The organism is Methanoculleus sp. SDB (genome assembly GCA_001412355.1).
In the GTDB taxonomy this organism is placed as follows: Archaea; Halobacteriota; Methanomicrobia; order Methanomicrobiales; family Methanomicrobiaceae; genus LKUD01.
The window spans coordinates 1-20,425 of record LKUD01000038.1 but is presented as its reverse complement, the minus strand read 5'-3'; the positions used below and the strand labels follow the sequence as shown (position 1 = coordinate 20,425).

General features: G+C 46.2%; 20 protein-coding genes. 10 read left to right on the top strand and 10 right to left on the bottom strand.

The features are described 5' to 3' along the window. Window positions 1-6 precede the first annotated feature (6 nt). Window positions 7-189: a hypothetical protein gene (locus tag APR53_09525; GenBank protein ID KQC04813.1), complete on the bottom strand. Its 183-nt coding sequence runs from the start codon at window positions 187-189 to the stop codon at window positions 7-9. On the opposite strand from APR53_09525, the gene APR53_09520 reads away from it, so the two are divergent. The 8 genes from APR53_09520 (at window position 188) to rpl12p (ending at window position 5,746) form a co-directional block, all read left to right on the top strand. After that, a complete protein-coding gene (locus tag APR53_09520) occupies window positions 188-1,504 on the top strand; it encodes a D-tyrosyl-tRNA(Tyr) deacylase (GenBank protein ID KQC04812.1) in 1,317 nt (438 codons plus the stop codon). The genes APR53_09525 and APR53_09520 overlap by 2 nt on opposite strands. Beyond that, on the top strand, window positions 1,501-2,592 hold the full coding sequence (locus APR53_09515; protein ID KQC04811.1) for a cell division protein FtsZ: 1,092 nt from the start codon (window positions 1,501-1,503) through the stop codon (window positions 2,590-2,592). The genes APR53_09520 and APR53_09515 overlap by 4 nt, the downstream gene beginning before the upstream one ends. Before the next feature lie 6 nt (window positions 2,593-2,598). Beyond that, window positions 2,599-2,781: a preprotein translocase gene (locus tag APR53_09510; GenBank protein KQC04810.1), complete on the top strand. Its 183-nt coding sequence runs from the start codon at window positions 2,599-2,601 to the stop codon at window positions 2,779-2,781. A 5-nt stretch (window positions 2,782-2,786) separates the two neighbouring features. Continuing rightward, window positions 2,787-3,269, top strand: a complete 483-nt coding sequence (locus APR53_09505; GenBank protein ID KQC04830.1) for an antitermination protein NusG — start codon at window positions 2,787-2,789, stop codon at window positions 3,267-3,269. 103 nt (window positions 3,270-3,372) lie between these two features. Next, the gene (locus APR53_09500) at window positions 3,373-3,849 is read left to right on the top strand and encodes a 50S ribosomal protein L11 (GenBank protein KQC04809.1); all 477 of its coding nucleotides are present in this window, start codon (window positions 3,373-3,375) and stop codon (window positions 3,847-3,849) included. Window positions 3,850-3,904: 55 nt separating this feature from the next. Continuing rightward, complete coding sequence (locus APR53_09495; GenBank protein KQC04808.1) at window positions 3,905-4,549, top strand: 50S ribosomal protein L1; 645 nt, start codon at window positions 3,905-3,907, stop codon at window positions 4,547-4,549. Continuing rightward, entirely contained in the window at window positions 4,550-5,404 is an 855-nt protein-coding gene (gene rplP0 / locus APR53_09490; GenBank protein KQC04807.1) for an acidic ribosomal protein P0, read from the top strand. A 33-nt stretch (window positions 5,405-5,437) separates the two neighbouring features. Continuing rightward, a complete protein-coding gene (gene rpl12p, locus APR53_09485; protein ID KQC04806.1) occupies window positions 5,438-5,746 on the top strand; it encodes a 50S ribosomal protein P1 in 309 nt (102 codons plus the stop codon). Window positions 5,747-6,015: 269 nt separating this feature from the next. Here the strand turns inward: rpl12p and APR53_09480 are convergent, their stop codons facing one another. The 9 genes from APR53_09480 to APR53_09440 form a co-directional block, all read right to left on the bottom strand. After that, window positions 6,016-7,644, bottom strand: a complete 1,629-nt coding sequence (locus APR53_09480; protein ID KQC04805.1) for a hypothetical protein — start codon at window positions 7,642-7,644, stop codon at window positions 6,016-6,018. Window positions 7,645-8,325: 681 nt separating this feature from the next. After that, complete coding sequence (locus tag APR53_09475; GenBank protein ID KQC04804.1) at window positions 8,326-10,533, bottom strand: hypothetical protein; 2,208 nt, start codon at window positions 10,531-10,533, stop codon at window positions 8,326-8,328. A 181-nt stretch (window positions 10,534-10,714) separates the two neighbouring features. Next, complete coding sequence (locus tag APR53_09470; GenBank protein KQC04803.1) at window positions 10,715-12,145, bottom strand: hypothetical protein; 1,431 nt, start codon at window positions 12,143-12,145, stop codon at window positions 10,715-10,717. Then, window positions 12,146-12,874, bottom strand: coding sequence for a hypothetical protein (locus tag APR53_09465; protein KQC04802.1), 729 nt, complete (start codon window positions 12,872-12,874; stop codon window positions 12,146-12,148). Window positions 12,875-13,311: 437 nt separating this feature from the next. Beyond that, on the bottom strand, window positions 13,312-13,737 hold the full coding sequence (locus APR53_09460; protein KQC04801.1) for a hypothetical protein: 426 nt from the start codon (window positions 13,735-13,737) through the stop codon (window positions 13,312-13,314). 438 nt (window positions 13,738-14,175) lie between these two features. After that, a complete protein-coding gene (locus APR53_09455) occupies window positions 14,176-14,685 on the bottom strand; it encodes a hypothetical protein (GenBank protein ID KQC04800.1) in 510 nt (169 codons plus the stop codon). Window positions 14,686-15,491: 806 nt separating this feature from the next. After that, on the bottom strand, window positions 15,492-16,085 hold the full coding sequence (locus tag APR53_09450) for a hypothetical protein (GenBank protein KQC04799.1): 594 nt from the start codon (window positions 16,083-16,085) through the stop codon (window positions 15,492-15,494). Between the two features lie 155 nt (window positions 16,086-16,240). After that, window positions 16,241-16,756, bottom strand: a complete 516-nt coding sequence (locus APR53_09445) for a hypothetical protein (protein ID KQC04798.1) — start codon at window positions 16,754-16,756, stop codon at window positions 16,241-16,243. Window position 16,757: 1 nt separating this feature from the next. Beyond that, the gene (locus APR53_09440; GenBank protein ID KQC04797.1) at window positions 16,758-18,299 is read right to left on the bottom strand and encodes a hypothetical protein; all 1,542 of its coding nucleotides are present in this window, start codon (window positions 18,297-18,299) and stop codon (window positions 16,758-16,760) included. Between the two features lie 854 nt (window positions 18,300-19,153). On the opposite strand from APR53_09440, the gene APR53_09435 reads away from it, so the two are divergent. Together APR53_09435 and APR53_09430 are read left to right on the top strand one after the other, a co-directional pair. Then, window positions 19,154-19,351 carry a hypothetical protein gene (locus APR53_09435; protein ID KQC04796.1) on the top strand — a complete coding sequence of 66 codons (198 nt, stop codon included), beginning with the start codon at window positions 19,154-19,156 and terminating at the stop codon, window positions 19,349-19,351. A 454-nt stretch (window positions 19,352-19,805) separates the two neighbouring features. Beyond that, window positions 19,806-20,393: a hypothetical protein gene (locus tag APR53_09430; protein KQC04795.1), complete on the top strand. Its 588-nt coding sequence runs from the start codon at window positions 19,806-19,808 to the stop codon at window positions 20,391-20,393. Window positions 20,394-20,425 lie beyond the last annotated feature (32 nt).

Below are 20,425 nucleotides of genomic sequence, written 5' to 3'. Positions count from 1 at the left end.
ATACTGTCACGCTGTGGTAAAATATGGTTTACCCTGCTGTTTTGTCAACGGATTGGACGGCTCGCCGGCCGGGTGCCCGAAGATGTAAAGCAGATCCCCGGGCAATACTAATCTGTTTCCCGATGCCTGCCTGCCGGAATCTTCCCGCGGTGCGGCAACGGTCTGGTTCCCCCGCGAGATGACAACCATGCAGATTGCCCTTATCAATTCGGCGCAGGACCCGGCAGGGGCCGCGATCCGGGCCCGCCTGCTCGACGTGCTTGAGAATCCCGGCGCAGAACCGGTCGTTCACGCCGGAAACCGTTTTGTCTTTCTGGAAACCGGGGGGCGGCTGATTTACGAGGAGGGTCTCGACGAGCGGATCGCTGCAGACGTCTTCATCTTCATCTCCCGGCACACGAGCATACAGGCGGTGCCCGCCCTCACGGTCCATGTAACGGGCAACATTACCACCGCGGACTACGGGGGGGCGCCGCGATCGCTTGCCCGGGCGGCACCCGCATGGATGCATGCGATTCTGAACAATCTCCCCGCGGCCGCTCCGGAAGGATACCGGGTCTCCTACGAGGTGACCCATCACGGCCCGTCCGACATCATGACGCCGTCCCTGTTCGTGGAAATCGGAAGCACGGAAAAGGAGTGGCGCGATCCCGCGGCAGCGGACGCAGTTGCGCACAGCATTCTCGCCGCAGATCCCACCGGGACGATTCCTTTTGTGGGCTTCGGAGGAAACCATTATGCGGCCCGCCAGACGAGCATCGCGCTCTCGTCGCGGGCAGCGTTCGGCCACATTGCACATTCCCGGCAGGCGGAGGAGATCGATCGCGGGATGGTGCGGCTGATGCGTGACAGGACCGGTGCGGTTGCGGCGTATATCGACCGGAAAGCCGTTTCCAGAGCGGTATTCCGGAGGCTTGAGTCGCTCTGCACGGAGGAGGGGCTGGTATGCCTGAGCGAGAGTGAGATTCTCGGGATCGGAGCTCTCGAATGGGACGCATACAGCGCGTTACGGGCGTGTGTCGAAAAAATGGTGCCGGGAGCGCGTCTGCATACCAATGCCCTCTCGGGGGCGGGAACGCCTGTGATCGTCGATATTGACCCGATTCTCCTCGGAGAAGCGCTGAAATCCGATCAAAAGCGTTTTCTGGAGATGCTTTCGGAAATTCCTGCAGGCCACCTCATCCCGGAGGGGGGCATCATGCTTCCCCGGTTTCTCACATTCAGGGAGCATCGATCACGGATAATACATGATTTAATAACGTCCTGCGTAAAAATCATTATCAGTAGTGAAAACACTGCAGTCGAGGGCGACCGCCTCATCATCCGGCGTGTACGCTTTGACCCCCGGAAGGCGCGCGAAGCGGGGGTCACCGCCGGACCGCTGTTCGGCAGGCTTGCGGAGGGCGTTTCCGTTGACATCGGCGGAACGACCGTCACACCCGAGATGGTTTCGACATGCAGTGAGAGCATAATCCGTGTCCCGGGACTGGAGAGATATTTATGAAATCGATTGTGGAAGAGGCACTAACACGGGCGAATGATATGATCGTGGACGGACCACAGTATGACCAGGAGCTCGAGGAGATCCTGAAGGAACTGCAGACCCAGATCGCCGTCATCGGCTGCGGCGGGAGCGGATCCAACACCATCAGCCGCATGTCCGAGGAGGGCATCCACGGCGCGAAGCTCATCGCCATCAATACCGATGCCCAGCATCTTATCAGGGCGCAGGCCGACAGGAGAATCCTTATCGGAAAGCAGCGCACCCGGGGTCTCGGGGCCGGCTCCATCCCGCAGGTGGGTGAAGAGGCCGCCCTTGAAAACGAGGTGGAGATCCACTCTGCCGTCGAGGGGTGCGACATGGTTTTCATTACGGCCGGTCTCGGAGGAGGGACGGGCACGGGGTCCGCCCCGATCATTGCCAAGGCGGCACGGGACGAGGGGGCCCTGACGATTGCGGTGGTGACACTCCCCTTTGTTGCGGAGGGTGCCATCAGGATGGAGAATGCCGAAGCCGGCCTCGAGCGGCTTCGCGATGTTGCCGACACGGTGATTGTGGTGCCCAACGATCGCCTGCTCGAAGTCGTGCCGCGCCTCCCGCTCTACGCCGCATTCAAGGTATCGGACGAAGTCCTGATGCGTGCGGTCAAGGGAATCACCGAACTGATCACGATGCCGGGTCTCGTGAACCTCGACTTTGCCGACGTCCGGACCGTCATGGAGCGCGGCGGCGTCGCCATGATCGGCATGGGCGAAAGCGACAGCGAAGACAAGGCGACCGACTCGGTCAAAAAAGCGCTCCGCTCCCCGCTCCTTGATGTCGATATCTCCGGTGCGACCGCCGCCCTCGTCAACGTCGTCGGCGGCCCGGACATGACGATGGCCGAGGCGGAAGGAGTCATCGAGGAAGTATACGAGCGCATCGATCCCACGGCACGGATTATCTGGGGTGCCCAGGTCGATCCCGATATGCAGCACAAGATGCGTACGATGCTCGTGGTCACCGGCGTCCGCTCCCCCCAGATCTACGGGCGGAGCGAGGGCGGAATGCGCCAGATGATGAAAGAATTCGATATCGATTTCCTGAAGTGAACGAATATGGCACTGAATTTAAAGCTGGAAGAGGAACTCTTCAAGAAATATATCCGCGTCCTGAAACTTGCACGGACACCGGCCCGCGACGAGTTCTCCAAGATCGCGATCGTTGCCGCTCTCGGCATCATGATCCTCGGTCTTGTGGGATTCATCGTCTATGAGCTGATGATCGTCCTCCCGAACTGATGACGATGACGGACATGAACGAATCCGAAAACAAGGTCTATGCGATAAAGACGACGGCGAAACAGGAGCGTACCGTCGCCGACAATATCGAAAAAGCGGTTCGCGAGCACAGCGAGATCCGGGTCTTCGCCGTTATGGTGCCCGACGAACTCAGGGGGTACGTGCTCGTGGAGAGCCCCGACGAGATCGCCCGGATTGAACAGCTCGTGGAAATGGTGCCTCATGCGCGGGCCGTCCTGCACGGCGACACTTCGTTCGGCGAGGTCCAGCACTTCCTCTCCCCGAAGCCCGTCGTCAGCGGGATCGAGGAGGGCACGATCGTCGAGCTGATCGCAGGTCCCTTCAAGGGCGAAAAAGCGGTCGTCAAACGTGTTGATACCGGAAAGGAAGAAATTACCGTGGAACTCTACGAGAGCATGGTGCCCATCCCCATCACGGTGCGGGGCGACAACGTGCGCGTCATCGACCGCCGCGATGACGACGCCTGATCCTTTTTTTCCGTCTCCCGATTTGAAACCTTTAAGTCCTCGCGCGCCGACCTAATCTAACCCAAGCTATGTACCCGTACGGGGAACGGCATGGAGATATACCATGGGAGAAGTGGTCGAGGTACTGGTTGCCGGCGGAAAGGCAACGGCGGGTCCCCCTCTGGGACCTGCCCTCGGACCCCTCGGAATTAACGTGAAGGCTGTTGTTGACGAGATCAACGCAAAAACAGCCGGGTTCAACGGCATGCAGGTGCCCGTCACCGTCGAGGTGGACGACAAGAAGAACTTCACGATTTCCGTCGGGATCCCCCCCACAACCGCACTCGTTATGAAGGAGTGTGGCATCACAAAGGGTTCAGCAGAACCCAATGTGCAGGTTGTGGGAGACCTTCCGCTCGAGGCCGCTGTCAGGATCGCCCGCATGAAGTTCGACGACATGCTCTCGTACGAAATCCGGACCGCCGTCAAGGAGGTCGTCGGAACGTGCGTGAGCCTCGGCGTCACGGTGGACGGGAAGAGGCCGAAAGAGCTCTTTCCGCTCATTGATGCAGGCGAATTCGACAGTATCCTGAATGCATAGAGTTGATGAAAACCCATAGAAGATCGAATAGGTCGCAGCACTATGGAGGTACACAATGGTAGAAAGGGCACAGATTCTTAAAGCCGTGAAAGCGGCGATAGACGGAGCGCCTGAACGGAAGTTCCAGGAGAGCGTGGATATCACGATCAACCTCAGGAACATCGACATGGCGCAGCCTAAAAACCGTATTGATGAAACGATGCTTCTACCGAACGGCACGGGCCGGACTGAAAAGATCGCCGTGCTCGGGAAAGGCGACATCACCACGCAGGCAAAGGAAGCGGGTGTCGAGCTGATCATCGGATCGGAGGAGATCGAACGTCTGGGCGGTGAGCCACGCGAGGCACGCAAGATTGCCGGAGAATACCGGTTCTTCCTTGCGGAAACAGCCGTGATGCCGCTTGTCGGCCGATGGCTGGGTCCCCGGCTCGGTCCCCGCGGCAAGATGCCGATGCCCATTACACCGGGCATGGATATCAGGCCGATTGTTGAGCGTCTCCGGAAGTCCGTCAAGTTCAGGACCCGGGACAAGAAAACGTTCCACGTGAAGGTGGGTACGACCGGCATGGACGCCGAACCGATTGCAGAGAACATCGATGCCGTCTTACGGCGTGTCGAATCCGTTCTCGAGAACGGGGCGATGAATATCCGCTCCGTCTATGTCAAGACGACCATGGGTCCTGCACACAGGGTGATGTAAATGGCATTATATACCACTCATTTACCGCAGTGGAAACGGGACGAAGTCGAGCTGATCAAGCAGTATGCAGGCGAATACGCGCTCGTAGGTCTTGTCGACCTCTACGGGATCCCCGCGAAGCAGATCCAGCAGATGCGCCGTGACATCCGCGGCACCGCCGTGCTGAAGATGACGCGGAACACGCTTATCGAGCACGCGTTTTCCGAGATGGGCGGCGAGATCGAACCGGTCTCGTCGTATCTCGACGGCCAGAGTGCGCTGATCTACACGAACGAAAACCCGTTCAGGCTGTTTAAGCGCCTTGAGCAGACCAAGACGAAGATGGTCGCAAAGCCGGGCGATGTCGCCCCTGAAGATGTCGTGATTTCGAAAGGGCCGACGAGTTTTAAGCCGGGCCCGATCGTGGGAGAACTTCAGCAGGCAGGCATTCCCGCCGCAATCGAAGGCGGCAAGGTCAAGATCCGCGAGACGAAGACGGTGGTGAAGAAGGGCGAGACGATCAGCAAGAAGATGGCCGACGTCCTCGCGAAACTCGACATCCGCCCGATCGACGTGGGTCTCAACCTGCAGGTCGCGTTCTACGACGGAAGCATGTACGAACCGTCCATGCTCGCCATCGACGAGTCGCTCTACTACGCAAACGTGGTGCTCGCAGCACAGCAGGCGTTCAACCTCTCCGTCAACGCAGCCATCCCGACGGCACAGACAATCGTGCCGATCATCGGAAAGGCGGCGATGGAGGCCCGGAACCTTGCGGTCGAGGCAAGCATCTACGAAAAGGACGTGGTCGACCTGATCATCGCACGGGCGTACCGTGAGATGCTCGCAGTCAGAAGTATCGTTGAAGGAAATTAATTCGAAACCATCATACAAACAAAGGTGAATAAAATGGAGTACATCTATGCAGCCCTTCTCCTGCACAACGCAGGCAAGGAAGTATCCGAGGAGTCCGTCAAGGCAGTCCTCGCAGCAGCCGGTATCGACGTCGAAGAAGCCCGCGTGAAGGCCCTCGTGGCCGCACTCGACGGTGTCAACATCGAGGAAGCCATCAGCAAGGCCGCCGCGGCCCCCGTCGCGGTCGCAGCCGCCCCCGCCGCAGCAGCACCCGCCGAGGCCGCTGTTGAGGAAGAGGAAGAGGAAGAAGAGAAGGAAGACGAGGAAGGCGGCATGGCCGGCCTCGGGGCCCTCTTCGGCTAAATTTTTTTGTTTTTTTGTAAGGGTTTTTTCCGGAGTTTCATCCTAAATATATTAGCTAGAATCTCTCATCGCGAATCTGATTTTATATTACTGGTTTAGTTGTGAACGTCAGATTCAGAAACTGGGATATAAGACTCCAATGCAACTCCCGAATAAATATAAACAATCCCAACAGATAGCCTGCTTGACTTTTCTTGGTCTTAATACCAATACACTAATACTTTCTAAAGATTGTGTCCATAAAAATTAAAATATGGAATCCTTTATAATCAGGATTTAGGGTCCCCACTTTTCCTTATGTCAGCCTCATCGATCATCCGATAGCAGAAATGGAGAATTGCATTTAGCTGCATTCTCATAATTGTCTTCCCTTCTTCAGTGGCATCATGGTACCATTTGAATGTTTCAAGACCGCGCTCGTGTTTAAATTTATTCTCAAATAAATCATGAATTGTATATAACAGGACTCCAAATCTTCTATTTACTTCACTATTTGAGCTATCGATTATGATCAACGGTTCTCCAAGGGGGAGCACTTTATTCCAACCAAAAGCCTTCCGTGATAGTTCACGGAATTGCCTTTCGTTGAGCCCTGTCTTCTTCATAATAAGATCTTGAATGGGATCAGTTGCAGAAATGATTATATCGTCTTCATGGCCTTTTTTCACACGTTTAATGTCTTTTTTCATTGGTTCTGGATATGTCTCAACCATTTTTTGATACAGCTCTCTCATATGCTTAAGAGAGTCAGATTCTTCTTCTTTTTTAATATAGTCAATTTTAATTTTTATTTCAGAAAGATCTGCCATATTTTTATTATGGATATCATCAATATGTCCTTTTAGAGGCAGTAGATAGTTAGGTTTTGGATAACTTCTCGGTTTTTTTTGTAATCCACCCTCTAATTTTTTCACTTCCTTTTTTGCTTTTGAAATATCGCCAGATTCTATCAAAGATTGAATGTTCTTTATTTTATCGGATTTTCCTCTGTCCACACGATATCTGTTAACATTTTCCCAAGAGGAAGCCTGATTTTTTATTTCATCGATAAATTCTTGTATTTTCCCGTGATTGTATTCAAAGTTATTTCGGGCAGCATTCTCTCTAATATCTTTGGAAACAATATGAATCTCTCCGTAATACCATTGATGATACGTGTCAGTAAAAAATTGTCTTAAGAAGTTTTCATCACCAATAGTAAATCCTTTCTTTTTAAATAATATTCCTGTTTTTGGATATTTTGCGTCTTTTCTCTGATTGGATGGCAATAACCATCCAACTGCAATAGGTTTGGAATTTTTATCTTTAAAGACTGGTTTAAGAATTTCCTCAAAATAACAATCACTCTCAAAAGGAGCTCTAAATATCTTCTCTCCATTGAAAGTTATATTTGCTTCTTTATATTGAACGAGGTTGTCAGTTAGCAATTTATTGATTTCTTCTGCAAATTTGAATTTTTTCTCATCGAATGGCGCTGGAACAACCTTTTGTAAGTAGCTTTTAATTTTATCTTTTTGAAAGAAACTTGATTGGGTGGATAAAATCGATTCTAATCGTATTTCAGTAAAATGAGTGTCTGCTAATGTTTCCTCTGTTTCTAAAGGCACTTTAAGGGGATCACTTATTGAGACTGACAATACTTCTAAAATAGGCTTATTACTCTCATAATATTCTCTTATTTTCTCATTATTTATTTCAATTCGGAATTTGGCTTTATTTCGCTCTTTAGTGATAATTACAAGTTGAAGGCACGCAGGAACACCACTCCATATTCCGATCCCCCTCCAACCTGCCATACTCTCGTCTTTTTCAGAGATTCCAATTGATAATGCTTGCTTGATTTTTACTATATCCATCCCTGAGCCGTCGTCTCGGATGATGAGATTCCGTCCTCCCATTTCGAGACGTATAGAGATATTATTTGCCTCATGATCAATCGCATTCTGGACATATTCTCGAATACAATTTAAATTACCGTCATATAATCCGCCAGTTATTGATTCTAATAGTTTTGCACCGATAACTTCATTAGTAAACTTCATATTGAATGTTTGTTTGCAAAAATATATATTTTTTTTATATACGTTGCTTATGATGTCGTGAGAACTTCTAAATATAAAATTCACGATTTTATTTTAAGGCTGCATCACAGCTTCAATAGTGGAGGCACCGGTGGTGCTTCTCAGTCCTTATTAAATCCTTCTTCCCTATCTCGTTCTGTCAATCAGGTAGATGACTGTTAAAATCAAAAACCTGAATCACTCCTGAAGACTCATAGACAAGGCAGATCATTCCTAGGTTTGCTTCATGTAAATAGTCAATATTGTTAAAGCCGATGTTTTTGATATCCCACAGGCATTCGGCTCCCGAAGAAGTCATTTTAAAAATTTTCCCCCGTTCTGCTTGCGGTTCAATAAAAAATCTGCGGTCACTTCAAGTTAATCGACTGGCCATCAATATAAATCATCTCCAAATTAAAGTGATATTAAGCGATTAAAGCATAATTGAGACAATTGGAGAGAATTTATTGGTTTTGAATGTAAATATTTTCTCTCTATCCAAAATTCAAAGTAATATTGCTAAATATTTGATAACTTCTCCGAAAGTTCTGCTAAAATTTTTTGTAAATAAGCTAACTGCTCATCATTCACGCCACCTTTTGACGGATGTGCAACGATATTTCTAATCTCGTTCACTTTATTAAACCATTCTAATTTTTTCTTTTTTGGATCATTTGCTTTGGCATTAATAGTATAGGTGTCCCCAAATAAATTCCAATTATCTGAAATGATTTCTTTCAAATCAATGAGATAAATATATTTTTCATATGCCTGACTATAATCTCCATCAGCATGAGCGCGGCCTTCCGCATCTTGTCGAATTTTACGTTTTACGCCATTTACCCACCACTGTTCAATATTTTCTCCAAATTCCTTTTTTAGTGTTAATATTACATTTTGGAGCGTTTCAATTTCTAACGTTGATGATATATCGTAAGCTTGAGCATTATTGGAAGTATCAGTACGTTCAATATATTCCGCAAATCCCTGAGGCTTAAATTTTGGATAGACTTTATTTATTTCAGTAACTAAAGCAAAAGTGCTATTTTTTACGCCACTTTCTCCAGTAGATCTTCTATAATCAAGAAGAATATGTGGGGGAGCATCTGCAAGATAATCAACTACTGGTTTGATATATTTTCCAATGTGTGGTTTTAATTTTTGACTGTTAAGATGCCTAACTTCAATTCCGTCAACATGTTCGAGATGGTATAATATCAAGCCCAATAGTTTTAAGGTAGATTTTATGCCTTGATTAGTCCGTAAATATCCACCTTCAGAATTTCCAAGTTCCCATTGTTTATTTACTTGCTCATTCTCTAAAAATAATGAATAATAATCACAAATTACATCCTTTGCATGTAGGCATGAAGACTCTAAATCTCCTTTAAAAAGAGGACCCTGACTAATGTATTTTTCTTTCTTGTTGAGAGTATATCCAATCAATTTTGATTTTTTTAATTCATCGTCTATTGTGGTTGGTGTAATATTTTTATCCCGGGAATTTCGACCACTTACATCTTTGATTCTATCTCTCAAGGGAGACTTAGGATCTGTATCTAATTTTTTTATAAGAACGGAATTCAAGGCTAATAACTGCTCATTTGGTTTATCAGAATTCCAATGTAAATTAGCATATAAGTCTGTTAAAAGATTCTTACTTACTTTAACCTGTTCTCCATTTATATCAACAAAAAGTTTTGATTGGAGATCTGGTTTTAAATTAATAAATGCAATGACTGGTAGTGTAGCTGTCTTTGCTTCGTCCAAATCGGAATACGCATATAGTCTATGTTGTCCGTCAATAATCCAGGCTGAACGATATCGATTAGGTAAGTGCAGAAGTCCTAATACTGCATTTTTACCAGCCATCCTTTTTGCAGGCTCAAATATTATCCCTCTTTCATTCTCAAGATTTATTACAATACTGGTGGGAAAAATTCCATTTTTTTCTTGAATGTATTCGGCAATCTTTTTCAGTCGTGTTTTATTTGCCATCCTTTGGTATGTATTTATAGAATCGTCGTTTGTTTTTCCGCGATGTGATAAATATCCAATTTTCAATAATATTTCTGGTTCGATAACAAATGAGTAAAATTCTGTTTTACCCATTTTTCCTTTGATTGCTGGCACCGGCTCAATCAAGTTAGGTATTTCTCTGTGAGGGAGCATATCAGCCAAGAATTGATATTTTGAGGAATTACCGAAATGTTTTGATAAAAGAGTATAGTATTCAACCATTGAATCGTCAATAACAGTAATTCCGGCCCCTTTTGCCCTTTCTTGATCATATTGATTAAGATCAATATTTTTAAGTGCCAAAATCCAGATTATTTTAAATCTTTGTTTATTACCTTTATTCTTAAAATGTGCAAATATTGTTTGTTCTATATAATGGCTAATGGCTTCTATTTCATGAATATCTTTTCCTAATGAGACTTTAGTATGAGGCTTTTCAGCAGCTTTACATTCAACTAAGCATATGCATTGCTCTTCACGAGCGAATATATCTATTTGTTTCTTTACCCCAGTGTCATATCTTGGTATGGAAAAATTTGAACTTTTATTCATTTCGGGAAAACCCATTCTATAAAAAATAGACCAAACTTGATCTTCAAAAGCAGAGCCAATATCTTTCTCTTTTTTTATTTTTGTACGATTTTTTGTACTCGTACCATATTTTATCCATCCTTGATCAAACCAGTCATCTAATTCTGCCTTTGGCACAATTTTTTTATCGGGATATTTATCGGATCTCTTCCGTGCTGTTTTACTTAATTCTTCACCTTTTTCCAATCCTTCAATATTTATACTTTGCAAGTCTATAGCTCTCAAATTTTTCCCCCTAAGATTAATAAAAAGCCTCAACTATAAAGTCTTTCCATTTCAAACAATAGGCATTAGATGCTTATTTTGAAGGATCCTTATTCAGAAAAATTTGTTCTAACAATAACTTATATGCATGTTTTGCTCCCTTTTTTCCTGCGAAAAACGCCATTGGTGATGTTTCGATATTCCAATCCATATTTCTAAGGAGATCAATAATATTCAATAAATTATTCTTATTTAACGGATCAATTTTCTTTTGTATACAATAATCAAAGACATCGGTTGTGAGATAATTGAAAGAATACACACCTATCGACTTTGTAATAATATATTCATTGTAAGTATCTTTTTCAAAAGCAAATGGGAAAATATCGCGTATTGTTTGCCAATAATTGGAGACAAATAATGTTTTTTCATAATCATCTAAAAGTTTGAAATTTTCATTATTTATATATAAATTTTTCAACGATGTTACAAATCCGTTAAGTTGAACAGGCTTTTTAAGTCCAGGAATACCACTTTGATTTATTAGTCCCTCAAGTGGGGCTCCTTCTTCGCACAATTTATTCGCAACCGGAACGACTTCTGTTCTCCATCGTTCTTTTTCAATAACAGGAATCCCCTCAATCCCGGCAATAATTGTTCGATATGCAAGCTCATCTTTCAATGAGGCATTTACACCTTTTTGAGTCTTATTTATTATGATGAAGAACGCTGTATCAATATCAATTGGCATCAAATTTGAAAGATTGGGGTTATCTTTCATGAGGTTATCAACAATTTTCTTTGTGTTGATCAATACAATTGGGACTTCAAATGTCAGCAATTTACGATAAAAATTCTCTAATTTTTTGTTTTCCTTGAATTTTCCCTTTTGTATTAAGTCTTTAAATTCATTAAAAAGGGCCGCAAAACCTCCAGTTCTTTGTTGACCATCTAGTAATGAAATTGTACCAGGTAGTATTGGAAGTCTTAATGTGCCAATGTCAGGATTAATTTCAGAATATTCACCTTCCTGAAAGCTCCCAAGTAATGACGGTATCAGAGGAATTGAACAATTTTTAAGGTATTCTTTAATTTCTCGACTGCGTGATTTTGATAATAACCTTTGATAACCAGGAATAGAAGCATCATCTTCGACCCATTGTTCAACATATGACAGCAATAAAAGCTCATAGGCTTTTAATTTTCCAAGAAAGATATCATTCCCTTTTTGATAAATTTTTACGACAGGAATATCGATACAATTCTTACCGATGACATCCGTCCAGATATTCTTAATATTTTTATTAGGATTTATTGAATGTTCTCTAAATTGGTCAATAAGTTCCAAAATAGTATCATTAAAAAATCTTCCATCCTTTTCGACATTTTCTATTAAGACGTCTTCTACTTTTTCAGGAAAGAACAGGCATGGGTCATTCCAGCATCTATCACAATAATATTCATTATTTTCAAACGGACCATGGGAATCTCCCGTAATTTTCTTCCCACAACAAGCACATCTCATTTAACGACCTCGCTTTTCCTCACGTAATTCAAAAGCTTCATCAAAATTTCTTGCATTCTGGAACTTTTCAACAAGTCCTTTGTAAGGTGGAAAAGACCCTCCAAAACCGATTACTCTCCGGGCAGACTGTACCGCCTCAACCCTCTCTTTGGTCCAATTTTCTGAAATATATGTATTTTTTTCTAGAGCCTTCAAAGGCTCAAACCGCATTGGGTAGCAGACAGCACCCCATTTGAGAATATCAATAACCCTCTCTAGGAAAGACTCGGGGGTGTCCTCGTAATTGAAAAGTGCGTAAACAAAGACTCTTCTTTTTCTGATATTATTCTCGGATAAAAGTTGAATGGCATTTTCAACTGCTTTTTTTTCTTTTATCGTGTCATAAGCCAGTCTTATTGAATTAGAACTTTCATATTTCAATTTTCCCAAGCATTCTGCAATTTCTTCATCTATAAGTCTGGCATCCAATCCTTGATTGAAATCGACAGATCTATCTAATTCTTGCAGTTCTTTAAAAATATAGAATTTATTCTTATTCCAGAGAAAATTATTATCAAAAAAGATAATTCTGCTGTGTTTTGGCCAAACAAAATCTTTTATCGAAGTTTTTAATGCATTTATTGTACCTTCTATTCGAGGGACCGCACAAAATCCACATTTTCTGTTGCACCCTCTTGAGGAGAAAATTATACTCCCATCCCATTCCGGCCTTAAACTATAATCCGGCATCAATGACTCAGCTTCAGGGACAATGCCTTCACAAATGTGATCAGCACCAGATAATCTGGCGTGCTTTGGCATTAAAGATGCGTATATTCCGCCAAGATGAATCGGTGCAGAAGGGTATCTTTTTTTATAATAGCCGATTGCTCTCCAAACAGGTTTCCAGCTCCAGGTAAACAAACTAGTGATAAAAATTTTATCTGGTCTTTTAATAGGAGTTCCACAGCCCCGAATCAGTTCTGTAGTATTTCCCAGGTTTTTCTCATAAGTTGATAATTTTAGTAAACCAATCGGTGGATATTGTGTATAATAATCAGGTTCAACAAGAAGAATATGTTCTGCCATGCTTCAACTAAATATGTTGTTGGGATCCTAGATAAAGGGATCATATAGTAATGGATCCTAATACATATGAATTCTGTTTTTTAATGTGAGGGCATGAATCATTTTTTATCGCTCATTTCTTTTTCGAATTTACTGAAGATACATTTACCTTCACCATCAAAATTCGCATACATCCATAAATCTAACATCTCTAAAGCATCTCTCCTCGAGAGTAATGCATTATATAAACAAATTATACTAAAGAATGCTGAAAAAATAATAATTACGTAAGTGATACGGGTCAGTTCCCAATGTTTTTCAAAAATTATTATATATAAAGAAAATAACAATGCAAAAATAATTGCAACAATCTCTGTCATCCCTACCGCGAAATGCGTCCATCTTCGTTCTATATGTTCCTTTAAATTGTTTGGAGCATATTTATGAAAAAAATAATAATAATAAGTCTCATAAGAATATTCTTGAATTTCCTTTGGAATATTCATCATTTTCTCTTGTCCCGACTTGACTATTCTATTTCTCATATGTTCAGAATGAAAATATTTTTCTTGATCTGCTGAATATCCTCTTGCTTTTGTTCCTTGAATATATCTTGGTTTAATTCTGCTCCACAGAACAAAAAAAATGGAATTGAATAGATATCCAAATCCTTCAGATGACGCATAAATTGCTAACAATCCAAATATTGCTATGAGTATTGACCCCATTTGATAATTTGATGAATTGAAAATGAGGTTACATCCCTCTGTGGTAGATAAAAAAACTCCGAAAATTAAAATAAAAAAGAATAATCCTCCGAGTTTAAATCTGTACTCTCGGTTCATAGAAATTGAAATTGTTTTCCCTGTTAAAAGATATTTCTAATTTTTTAACCTTCTACTTACGGTGCTTAATGAGTCGATAAATGCGAGTGAGTTAGTAACCAAAATTTGACAATATTCTTATAGATTAAAAAATACTATTTAAATCTGCATTTTAACATTTAAAGAAATAATTCTACGGACAGAACTAGTACCATTGCTATATTTAAAAGGTATCTGAATTTCAGCAATTTTATCTTTATTTTTTTCAATCCGCTTAAGAATTTTTGTGGCCGCAAAGTGGGGTAAATTAAAAAAAACAAGTTCTTCGTTAATAATAATCTCAAAAATATGTTCCTGAGATGTTCCGCTGATAACATTGTCAATTCTATCGTCTTTTCTAGAATCAAGTTTATCAGTATCTCGCGGTGGAACAACTCGCTTAATCCATCCGTTATTTCCAACAAGAACTACAGGATAAACATTATCCAATATTCCTACTACTAATGTAGGATATACAATTTCTTTATTTTTTAAAAATTTTTTATACGATTCTATTATTCTTTCTTTTTTTCTTCTTTTTTTATTTGGATCCTTCAATATTTTGACCATTTGATCAGAATCAACGCTTTCATTGATAGTGGTTAATAATTGTTGCATTAACTCAATCATGGAAAATGACACTAAAAAAATATTATGGGCCCATGCATATTCTTGAGCATCAATGGTGAAAGAGCTTGCACTAAATATACATCCTACATCTGTAAATCGTAATGAACTTCTTTCATGCGACTTCACAAAATAATTTTCAGAAATATCTTTGATTACGCCAACAAAATTGCGAATTGTAGGTAATCCTATAGAGTCCGAATGAAATTTTGCTTCGGATATTAGCCGAATAGGGTAGATAAATGCTGTCGGAATCGATAAAATCCCATAAGAGTCAATTTGATGGTTTGCTCCTCGACCTCTTATCCGCTCAGATTTAACATCCACATAACCAGATTCCTCTAATAACCTTTTTACTTCAAATTCTAAGATATATCCCCTTGCTTGATTTGGCTCCATTTGATCCCCCGTTTTTAATCATTCATTTTCTATATGCACATCCTAACCATATAATGCTGTAATATTTTTTCACATTTTTCGTAATAGAAACTAAATTTATCTTTTATTCTTTTAGTCTCTTTATACTAACATTGTTCTGTCTACCAAAAAATTTGTATGTTTATTTCGGAATATAATTTTTATGCAATAGATCTCTGAATTGCACTTGCTCCCGCACCGCGAACATTTTTTACCCCACTCGGCAAATGGAATGCAGAGAACGCCCAGCCGGGAAGACGGATACACCCAACCCCCCACTCTTTCCGGTGATCATCCATGCCGGAATCCCCTCGGATCTCATCCGGCCGTAGTACGAGAATCCAGCGGCAGGCCCCAGTCCCTCACCCATAGCGACACATAGAATAATCCAGTCAGAACTCATACCGAAAGTGCTGCATCGAGCGCCTGTACCACCCGCACTGTTCCAGCACGCGGTACGCCAGGGCCTGCACCCGCGAATACGCGAGCCGCCTGACCAGCTCGGGCATGGTCAGGAAGGGGACGGCCGACACGAGCCGGAGGCCCGGAACCAGCCTTTCGAGCTCCCGCGGATCGTCGATGCCCCACGGCAGATGCACGGGGGTGCCGGTTGCCGTGGGTTTCGACCGCAGTGAGGCCAGCTTCACCGCAAGGTTGATCACCCGCACCGTGAGCCGGCTGTAGGTGTCGAAGATGATCTGGCCGCCCGGGAACTGTCCGGTGATCCGGGTAAAAAGCGCCACCGCATCCTTCTCGTGCAGGTACTCCACCAGTCCCTCGGCGACCACGAGCACGGGCCTGTCTCCCGCGATGCCGTCGAGCCACTGCAGCTCGGTCACCGAAGAGCCGATCATCTCGTAGTCGTGGCGGTCCGGATACAGGCATCTCCTGAGCTCGATCACGTCGAGATTCGGACGGCCACCCTTTTCTGTATTGTTTGTAGAGAGGTCTTTGATGATAGGACGGAATTGTTCCCAGTCAATCATCTTCTCTACGTCACCCAATCGATCTCCCCATTCAGCAATATGTTTCTATTCGCTCTTAATTGCGAAATTTGTAAACGTGCTCATGAATTAGTGATCGATATGGGAAATAAAGTACTTTTGGTTGGAGGGAGTTTATAGAAATCCTCTCCTCATTATTACTCCTTTTTTCGACCGAACGCCATCATAGCGACCGCCGCTCCGAAGAGTGGTGTAACCAGGGAGATTGGTGTCTCTGTCGCAGTGGGAATGGGTGCTGCGTCCGAATACGGCGCCCCCCCCTCATGGATCACGAGGTCCGGCTCTTTGAAGGAAAGCTCCATCAGTTCGGTCACTTCCATGGTGGTTCCGTCGGGGAGTTTGCAGACCGCACATGCGTCGGAGTAGATGCCGCCACATACCGCCGGATCGGTGATGGTTTTAGTGGCGTAGCCCTTCCGTTCACAATAGCCGTACTCGGTGCCCTCTTCGCCCCTGAGGAACTCCCAGGCATCGATGCGTGCGCCGCTGTCGACGACGCAGTAGCCCCGGTCACCGTTCTCGCCGCTCTCGACGGTGTAGGTATAGTTCAGTTGGTCACAGTAGACCGCCGCCGGGTTCAGGAGCGCTGTGGCCCCCGGAGCGAGCAGGGATGCTGTGATCAGAAGGAGTACGATGCATCGTGCGTGCTTCATCTCAGATCACCCCCACGCCACTGACCGAATAGGTATTGTTCAAAAAATCCTTCCCGATTTTACTGTCAAAGGCGATGAGGCCGTAGCCGTTGTCCTGCCAGCCGTTCCCCCAACTGTTCTTGATGATCCAGGAATTCTGGGTATCATCCCATCCGACGAGCACGACGCAGTGCCACCATTCGCCGGAACAGACGTCAAGAGGGCCGTTGCAGACGAGATTGCGTTTCACCTGCTCAACGGTCCCCGTGAAATAATTGTAATCCGTGATCGTCCACGTCTCAAAGGGGTTGGCGCAGGGTGAGCAGGTCTGCGGCTGGGAGCAGTGCCCGGCGAAGTTGCAGACCATCTTCTGGTGGCCTGGGTCTTCGGGTATCGGGTCCGGTTCGTGGTGGACGCAGTTCGTGGACGTATACGGGAAGCATGCCTCGGTGACCACACCGTCTTTCTTCAGGTGGGCGAGGACCGCACTCGTGTCTCCCCCCATGCAGGACCCCACATTCGAAAAGCAGGGAGAGACGTACTGCTGCTCGGCGAGGTTGAGGTACCAGAGGTAATTCTGTTCGAGGTTGTATTTTGCCTCCATCGCACCGATTGCCGAATGGGCATAGCAGGACCCGCAGACTGCCTGATCCTTTACCATCGTGAGCCAGTTATTCCCCTTCCACTCGCGGTAGTCAAATTGTGCGGGGAGTACGGCGGCGCCGCAGACATCGCAGGGCAGCGGGCAGGACCCGCCACAGTCGATGTCCTGTTCATTGCCGCCTTTTACGCCGTCATTGCAGTCACATGCATCTCCATTGCCATCCTTGTTGGTGTCCTTCTGGTCGGGATTGTAGACATTCGGGCAGTTGTCGCACGCATCGCCCACCCCTTCGTTGTCGGTGTCCTTCTGGTCGGGATTGGCGACCGTCGGGCAGTTGTCACACGCATCTCCCCGCCCGTCCTTGTCGGTGTCCTTCTGGTCGGGATTGATGACATCCGGGCAGTTGTCGCATGCATCCCCGACCCCGTCGCCGACATGGACCGGGATACAGACCGGCGGCGTGTTGATGCTGGGCGCAGGTCCGCACTGCACTTCGACCTCCGCGTCGAGCTGATCGGCATTCGCGACGTACGGGCAGTTGTCTTGGATATCAAAGATGCCGTCCTTGTCGGAATCCTTTAAGGCCACGCTCACCGGGGTGGGGGTGACGGTTGTCAGCACATCCGTGAGCGGTGTGGGTTTCACCAGAATCTGAGGTGTGGGTGTCGGCGTGACCGTGGTGATCGGGATCTCCTTTGTCGGGGTCGGGGTAGGTGTCCGCGTCACAATGGGGGTGGCCCGCGTGAAGGGAAACTGCAGTGGCTGGAAGCAGTACATAGGAATCCTCGTGGTCCGGTCAATCGTGAGATAGCTGCAGGCTTGTTCGTCGCATTGCACGTATTCATCGCGGCCGAACCGTTCTATCGCTTCCTCCTCACGCATGCATTCGCACGGTGGCCGGCAGGTCGCAAGTGCACTCACACCGGGAATGATAAGACACAGGATGAGCACGATCGCCACAACAGCACGAACATGATGATCATACCTGACGCGGGCACAGGAACCGCGTATCGTTGGCGTTGTCTGGGATTTCAAGGTCAGCCCTCTTTTTTTGGCTTACTTTATCCAAACCTGTAAAGTATATATATTTACTCAAATTTGGCCGCAGAATAAAGAGTGCAAAGGAGAAAGAAGGGATATTCGGGACTATTGTGAGGGATCTTTTATTTTACAGAGAGGAGCTCTCAGTTCAGGGGGAGCATCATCGGCGGCTGAGTTATTAGACCCCATAGGGGATCTTGAGGGTGATCGCTTGGGTGATCACTGCGGCACCCGTTCCTCCCGCCCGATTCTTCGCCTCCTCGTAGCCGATTACGGCACTGACCCTGATGTCGCCGGGAATGGATGAGGACAGCGAGATGGCGTCCTCGACGGTGAAGCCGATGTAACGCTCGCGGAGGTTAGAGCCGACGGTGCAGGTCGCCCCCTCATTCGATTCGTTGGAACGCTGGAAATTGAATTCACTGCCGTCCTATGGCGTTGTTCCGGTACACTTTATCGAGGTGAATGAGACCGGGACTCCTGAAATCGGGTTGCCGTCCCTGTCGATGACCCGGACATCGCAGGTGGCGGCGACGTGGACGGGTTGATCGGCTAGTGCGTTACTATTCTCAGTGCAGCCGCATATGAGGACGACTGCGCCGAGCAGGGCGATGCCGGGGATACCAGGATAGTAATGTGTTCTTTAAATGGTGGATTTTCCCGGGGTAATGTGGGGTTCGGCGAGTGACCTGTTGACTATCGTCGTTTACCAAATCTACGCTATATGAGTTATAATCTGTTATGAAAAAGCATCGGGTGCCCGTTGACTCCGGATGGGTGTCGAGGAACTCCCTCGTCCACAAATACAGGTGCTTCGCCCTGATCGGGAGCGTGATCGAGCCTCCTTTCGGGAGATTCAGCTTTTCGAAGTCGAAGTCGATGCGGCGGACGACGTCGTCGGCGAATGTATCGCCCAGGATCGGGTCCCCGGCACGGGCATCCAGGGCTTGCCGTACAGCGTGGAGAGGTAGGTCTCGTGCTCCTTCGTCAGGCGGACCTTATCGGTATCCAGCGGCACCTCCATTGATGGCACCATGACGTGCTTGATATGACCTGAATTCTTTTAAATAAATCCTCATTTCTTTTATCCCGCCCGCCATACCGGCCTGACACCCCGTCACCCGGCATACTGCTCAGGCAGAGTATCCGTGAGCTTTCCGGCGGGACCGGACGACACTGTTTCTCTGTTATCGTCGCGCTCCCGCTCGCCCGTCTGCAGATCGCCCTCTTTCACGTGTTCATCCCCGCCGGAATCCTCCCGGATCTTATTTCGTCGTCGTACGGGGATCCGGGTGTGTCGGGGATGTATCTCTGCGTCTGCTCCACAGGATTGCCTGTCCGGGTCACCTGTAATGATCGGGTATAAAATTTCGGGATAGATAGACAATAACTTTATTATTATATAGCGAAATTTATATTTTTAAAATGGTGCGGAAAATGACAGAGACGATAAAAATGTGGGTGGGAATTATCGGTATCGTCATTATTGTCGGGTGTGTGGTGTTCTGGCTGACACTGGCGGTGGTTGATCCTCCTCCTTCCCCGGCCGAGGGGTTTGTCATCCCGACATTAGCTCCCTCTGCGGGCAGTATCCTGCCGGAGAGACTCTCCATGCTCTCCGCCGCCCCTCCGGACTGTGCAGGATATCCGACGGGAATTACTTCTCAGGATTTCAAGGTACTACCGGGGGCGGATACCAGTCTTGTCGTTGACAGCTCGGTACATCCCTGGACCGTATCTCCTGGTGGCACCACGGAAATGCGGGTACTGGTGACCAATGCCAATGCCGTTCCCGTTCAATCCGCCACGGTCCGTTTGGAATCCGGGGGAGGGATATTTTCTTCATCCGGAATGATGGCCGTTACAGGAACAACCGATGAAAACGGCGTATTCACAACATATTGGCAGGCTCCGGACCCCGCGACGAGAGGATATCAAATAAGTATTACGGCCACAAAACCGGGATATTCGAAAGCCACCAGCATACTGATTCTCCACATGCTTAATACGTGACATTTAATTTATACCCGATCTTTTTTCGGATT

What these genes read in the sequence shown, in the direction of transcription:
- APR53_09520 (KQC04812.1), top strand. Translation starts at nt 188, where the DNA reads ATGCAGATTGCCCTTATCAATTCGGCGCAGGACCCGGCAGGGGCCGCG.
- APR53_09525 (KQC04813.1), bottom strand. Translation starts at nt 189, where the DNA reads ATGGTTGTCATCTCGCGGGGGAACCAGACCGTTGCCGCACCGCGGGAA.
- APR53_09515 (KQC04811.1), top strand. Translation starts at nt 1,501, where the DNA reads ATGAAATCGATTGTGGAAGAGGCACTAACACGGGCGAATGATATGATC.
- APR53_09510 (KQC04810.1), top strand. Translation starts at nt 2,599, where the DNA reads ATGGCACTGAATTTAAAGCTGGAAGAGGAACTCTTCAAGAAATATATC.
- APR53_09505 (KQC04830.1), top strand. Translation starts at nt 2,787, where the DNA reads ATGACGGACATGAACGAATCCGAAAACAAGGTCTATGCGATAAAGACG.
- APR53_09500 (KQC04809.1), top strand. Translation starts at nt 3,373, where the DNA reads ATGGGAGAAGTGGTCGAGGTACTGGTTGCCGGCGGAAAGGCAACGGCG.
- APR53_09495 (KQC04808.1), top strand. Translation starts at nt 3,905, where the DNA reads ATGGTAGAAAGGGCACAGATTCTTAAAGCCGTGAAAGCGGCGATAGAC.
- rplP0 (KQC04807.1), top strand. Translation starts at nt 4,550, where the DNA reads ATGGCATTATATACCACTCATTTACCGCAGTGGAAACGGGACGAAGTC.
- rpl12p (KQC04806.1), top strand. Translation starts at nt 5,438, where the DNA reads ATGGAGTACATCTATGCAGCCCTTCTCCTGCACAACGCAGGCAAGGAA.
- APR53_09480 (KQC04805.1), bottom strand. Translation starts at nt 7,644, where the DNA reads ATGGGAGGACGGAATCTCATCATCCGAGACGACGGCTCAGGGATGGAT.
- APR53_09470 (KQC04803.1), bottom strand. Translation starts at nt 12,145, where the DNA reads ATGAGATGTGCTTGTTGTGGGAAGAAAATTACGGGAGATTCCCATGGT.
- APR53_09465 (KQC04802.1), bottom strand. Translation starts at nt 12,874, where the DNA reads ATGCCGGATTATAGTTTAAGGCCGGAATGGGATGGGAGTATAATTTTC.
- APR53_09460 (KQC04801.1), bottom strand. Translation starts at nt 13,737, where the DNA reads ATGAGAAATAGAATAGTCAAGTCGGGACAAGAGAAAATGATGAATATT.
- APR53_09455 (KQC04800.1), bottom strand. Translation starts at nt 14,685, where the DNA reads ATGATTGAGTTAATGCAACAATTATTAACCACTATCAATGAAAGCGTT.
- APR53_09450 (KQC04799.1), bottom strand. Translation starts at nt 16,085, where the DNA reads ATGATTGACTGGGAACAATTCCGTCCTATCATCAAAGACCTCTCTACA.
- APR53_09445 (KQC04798.1), bottom strand. Translation starts at nt 16,756, where the DNA reads ATGAAGCACGCACGATGCATCGTACTCCTTCTGATCACAGCATCCCTG.
- APR53_09435 (KQC04796.1), top strand. Translation starts at nt 19,154, where the DNA reads ATGGGTGTCGAGGAACTCCCTCGTCCACAAATACAGGTGCTTCGCCCT.
- APR53_09430 (KQC04795.1), top strand. Translation starts at nt 19,806, where the DNA reads ATGGTGCGGAAAATGACAGAGACGATAAAAATGTGGGTGGGAATTATC.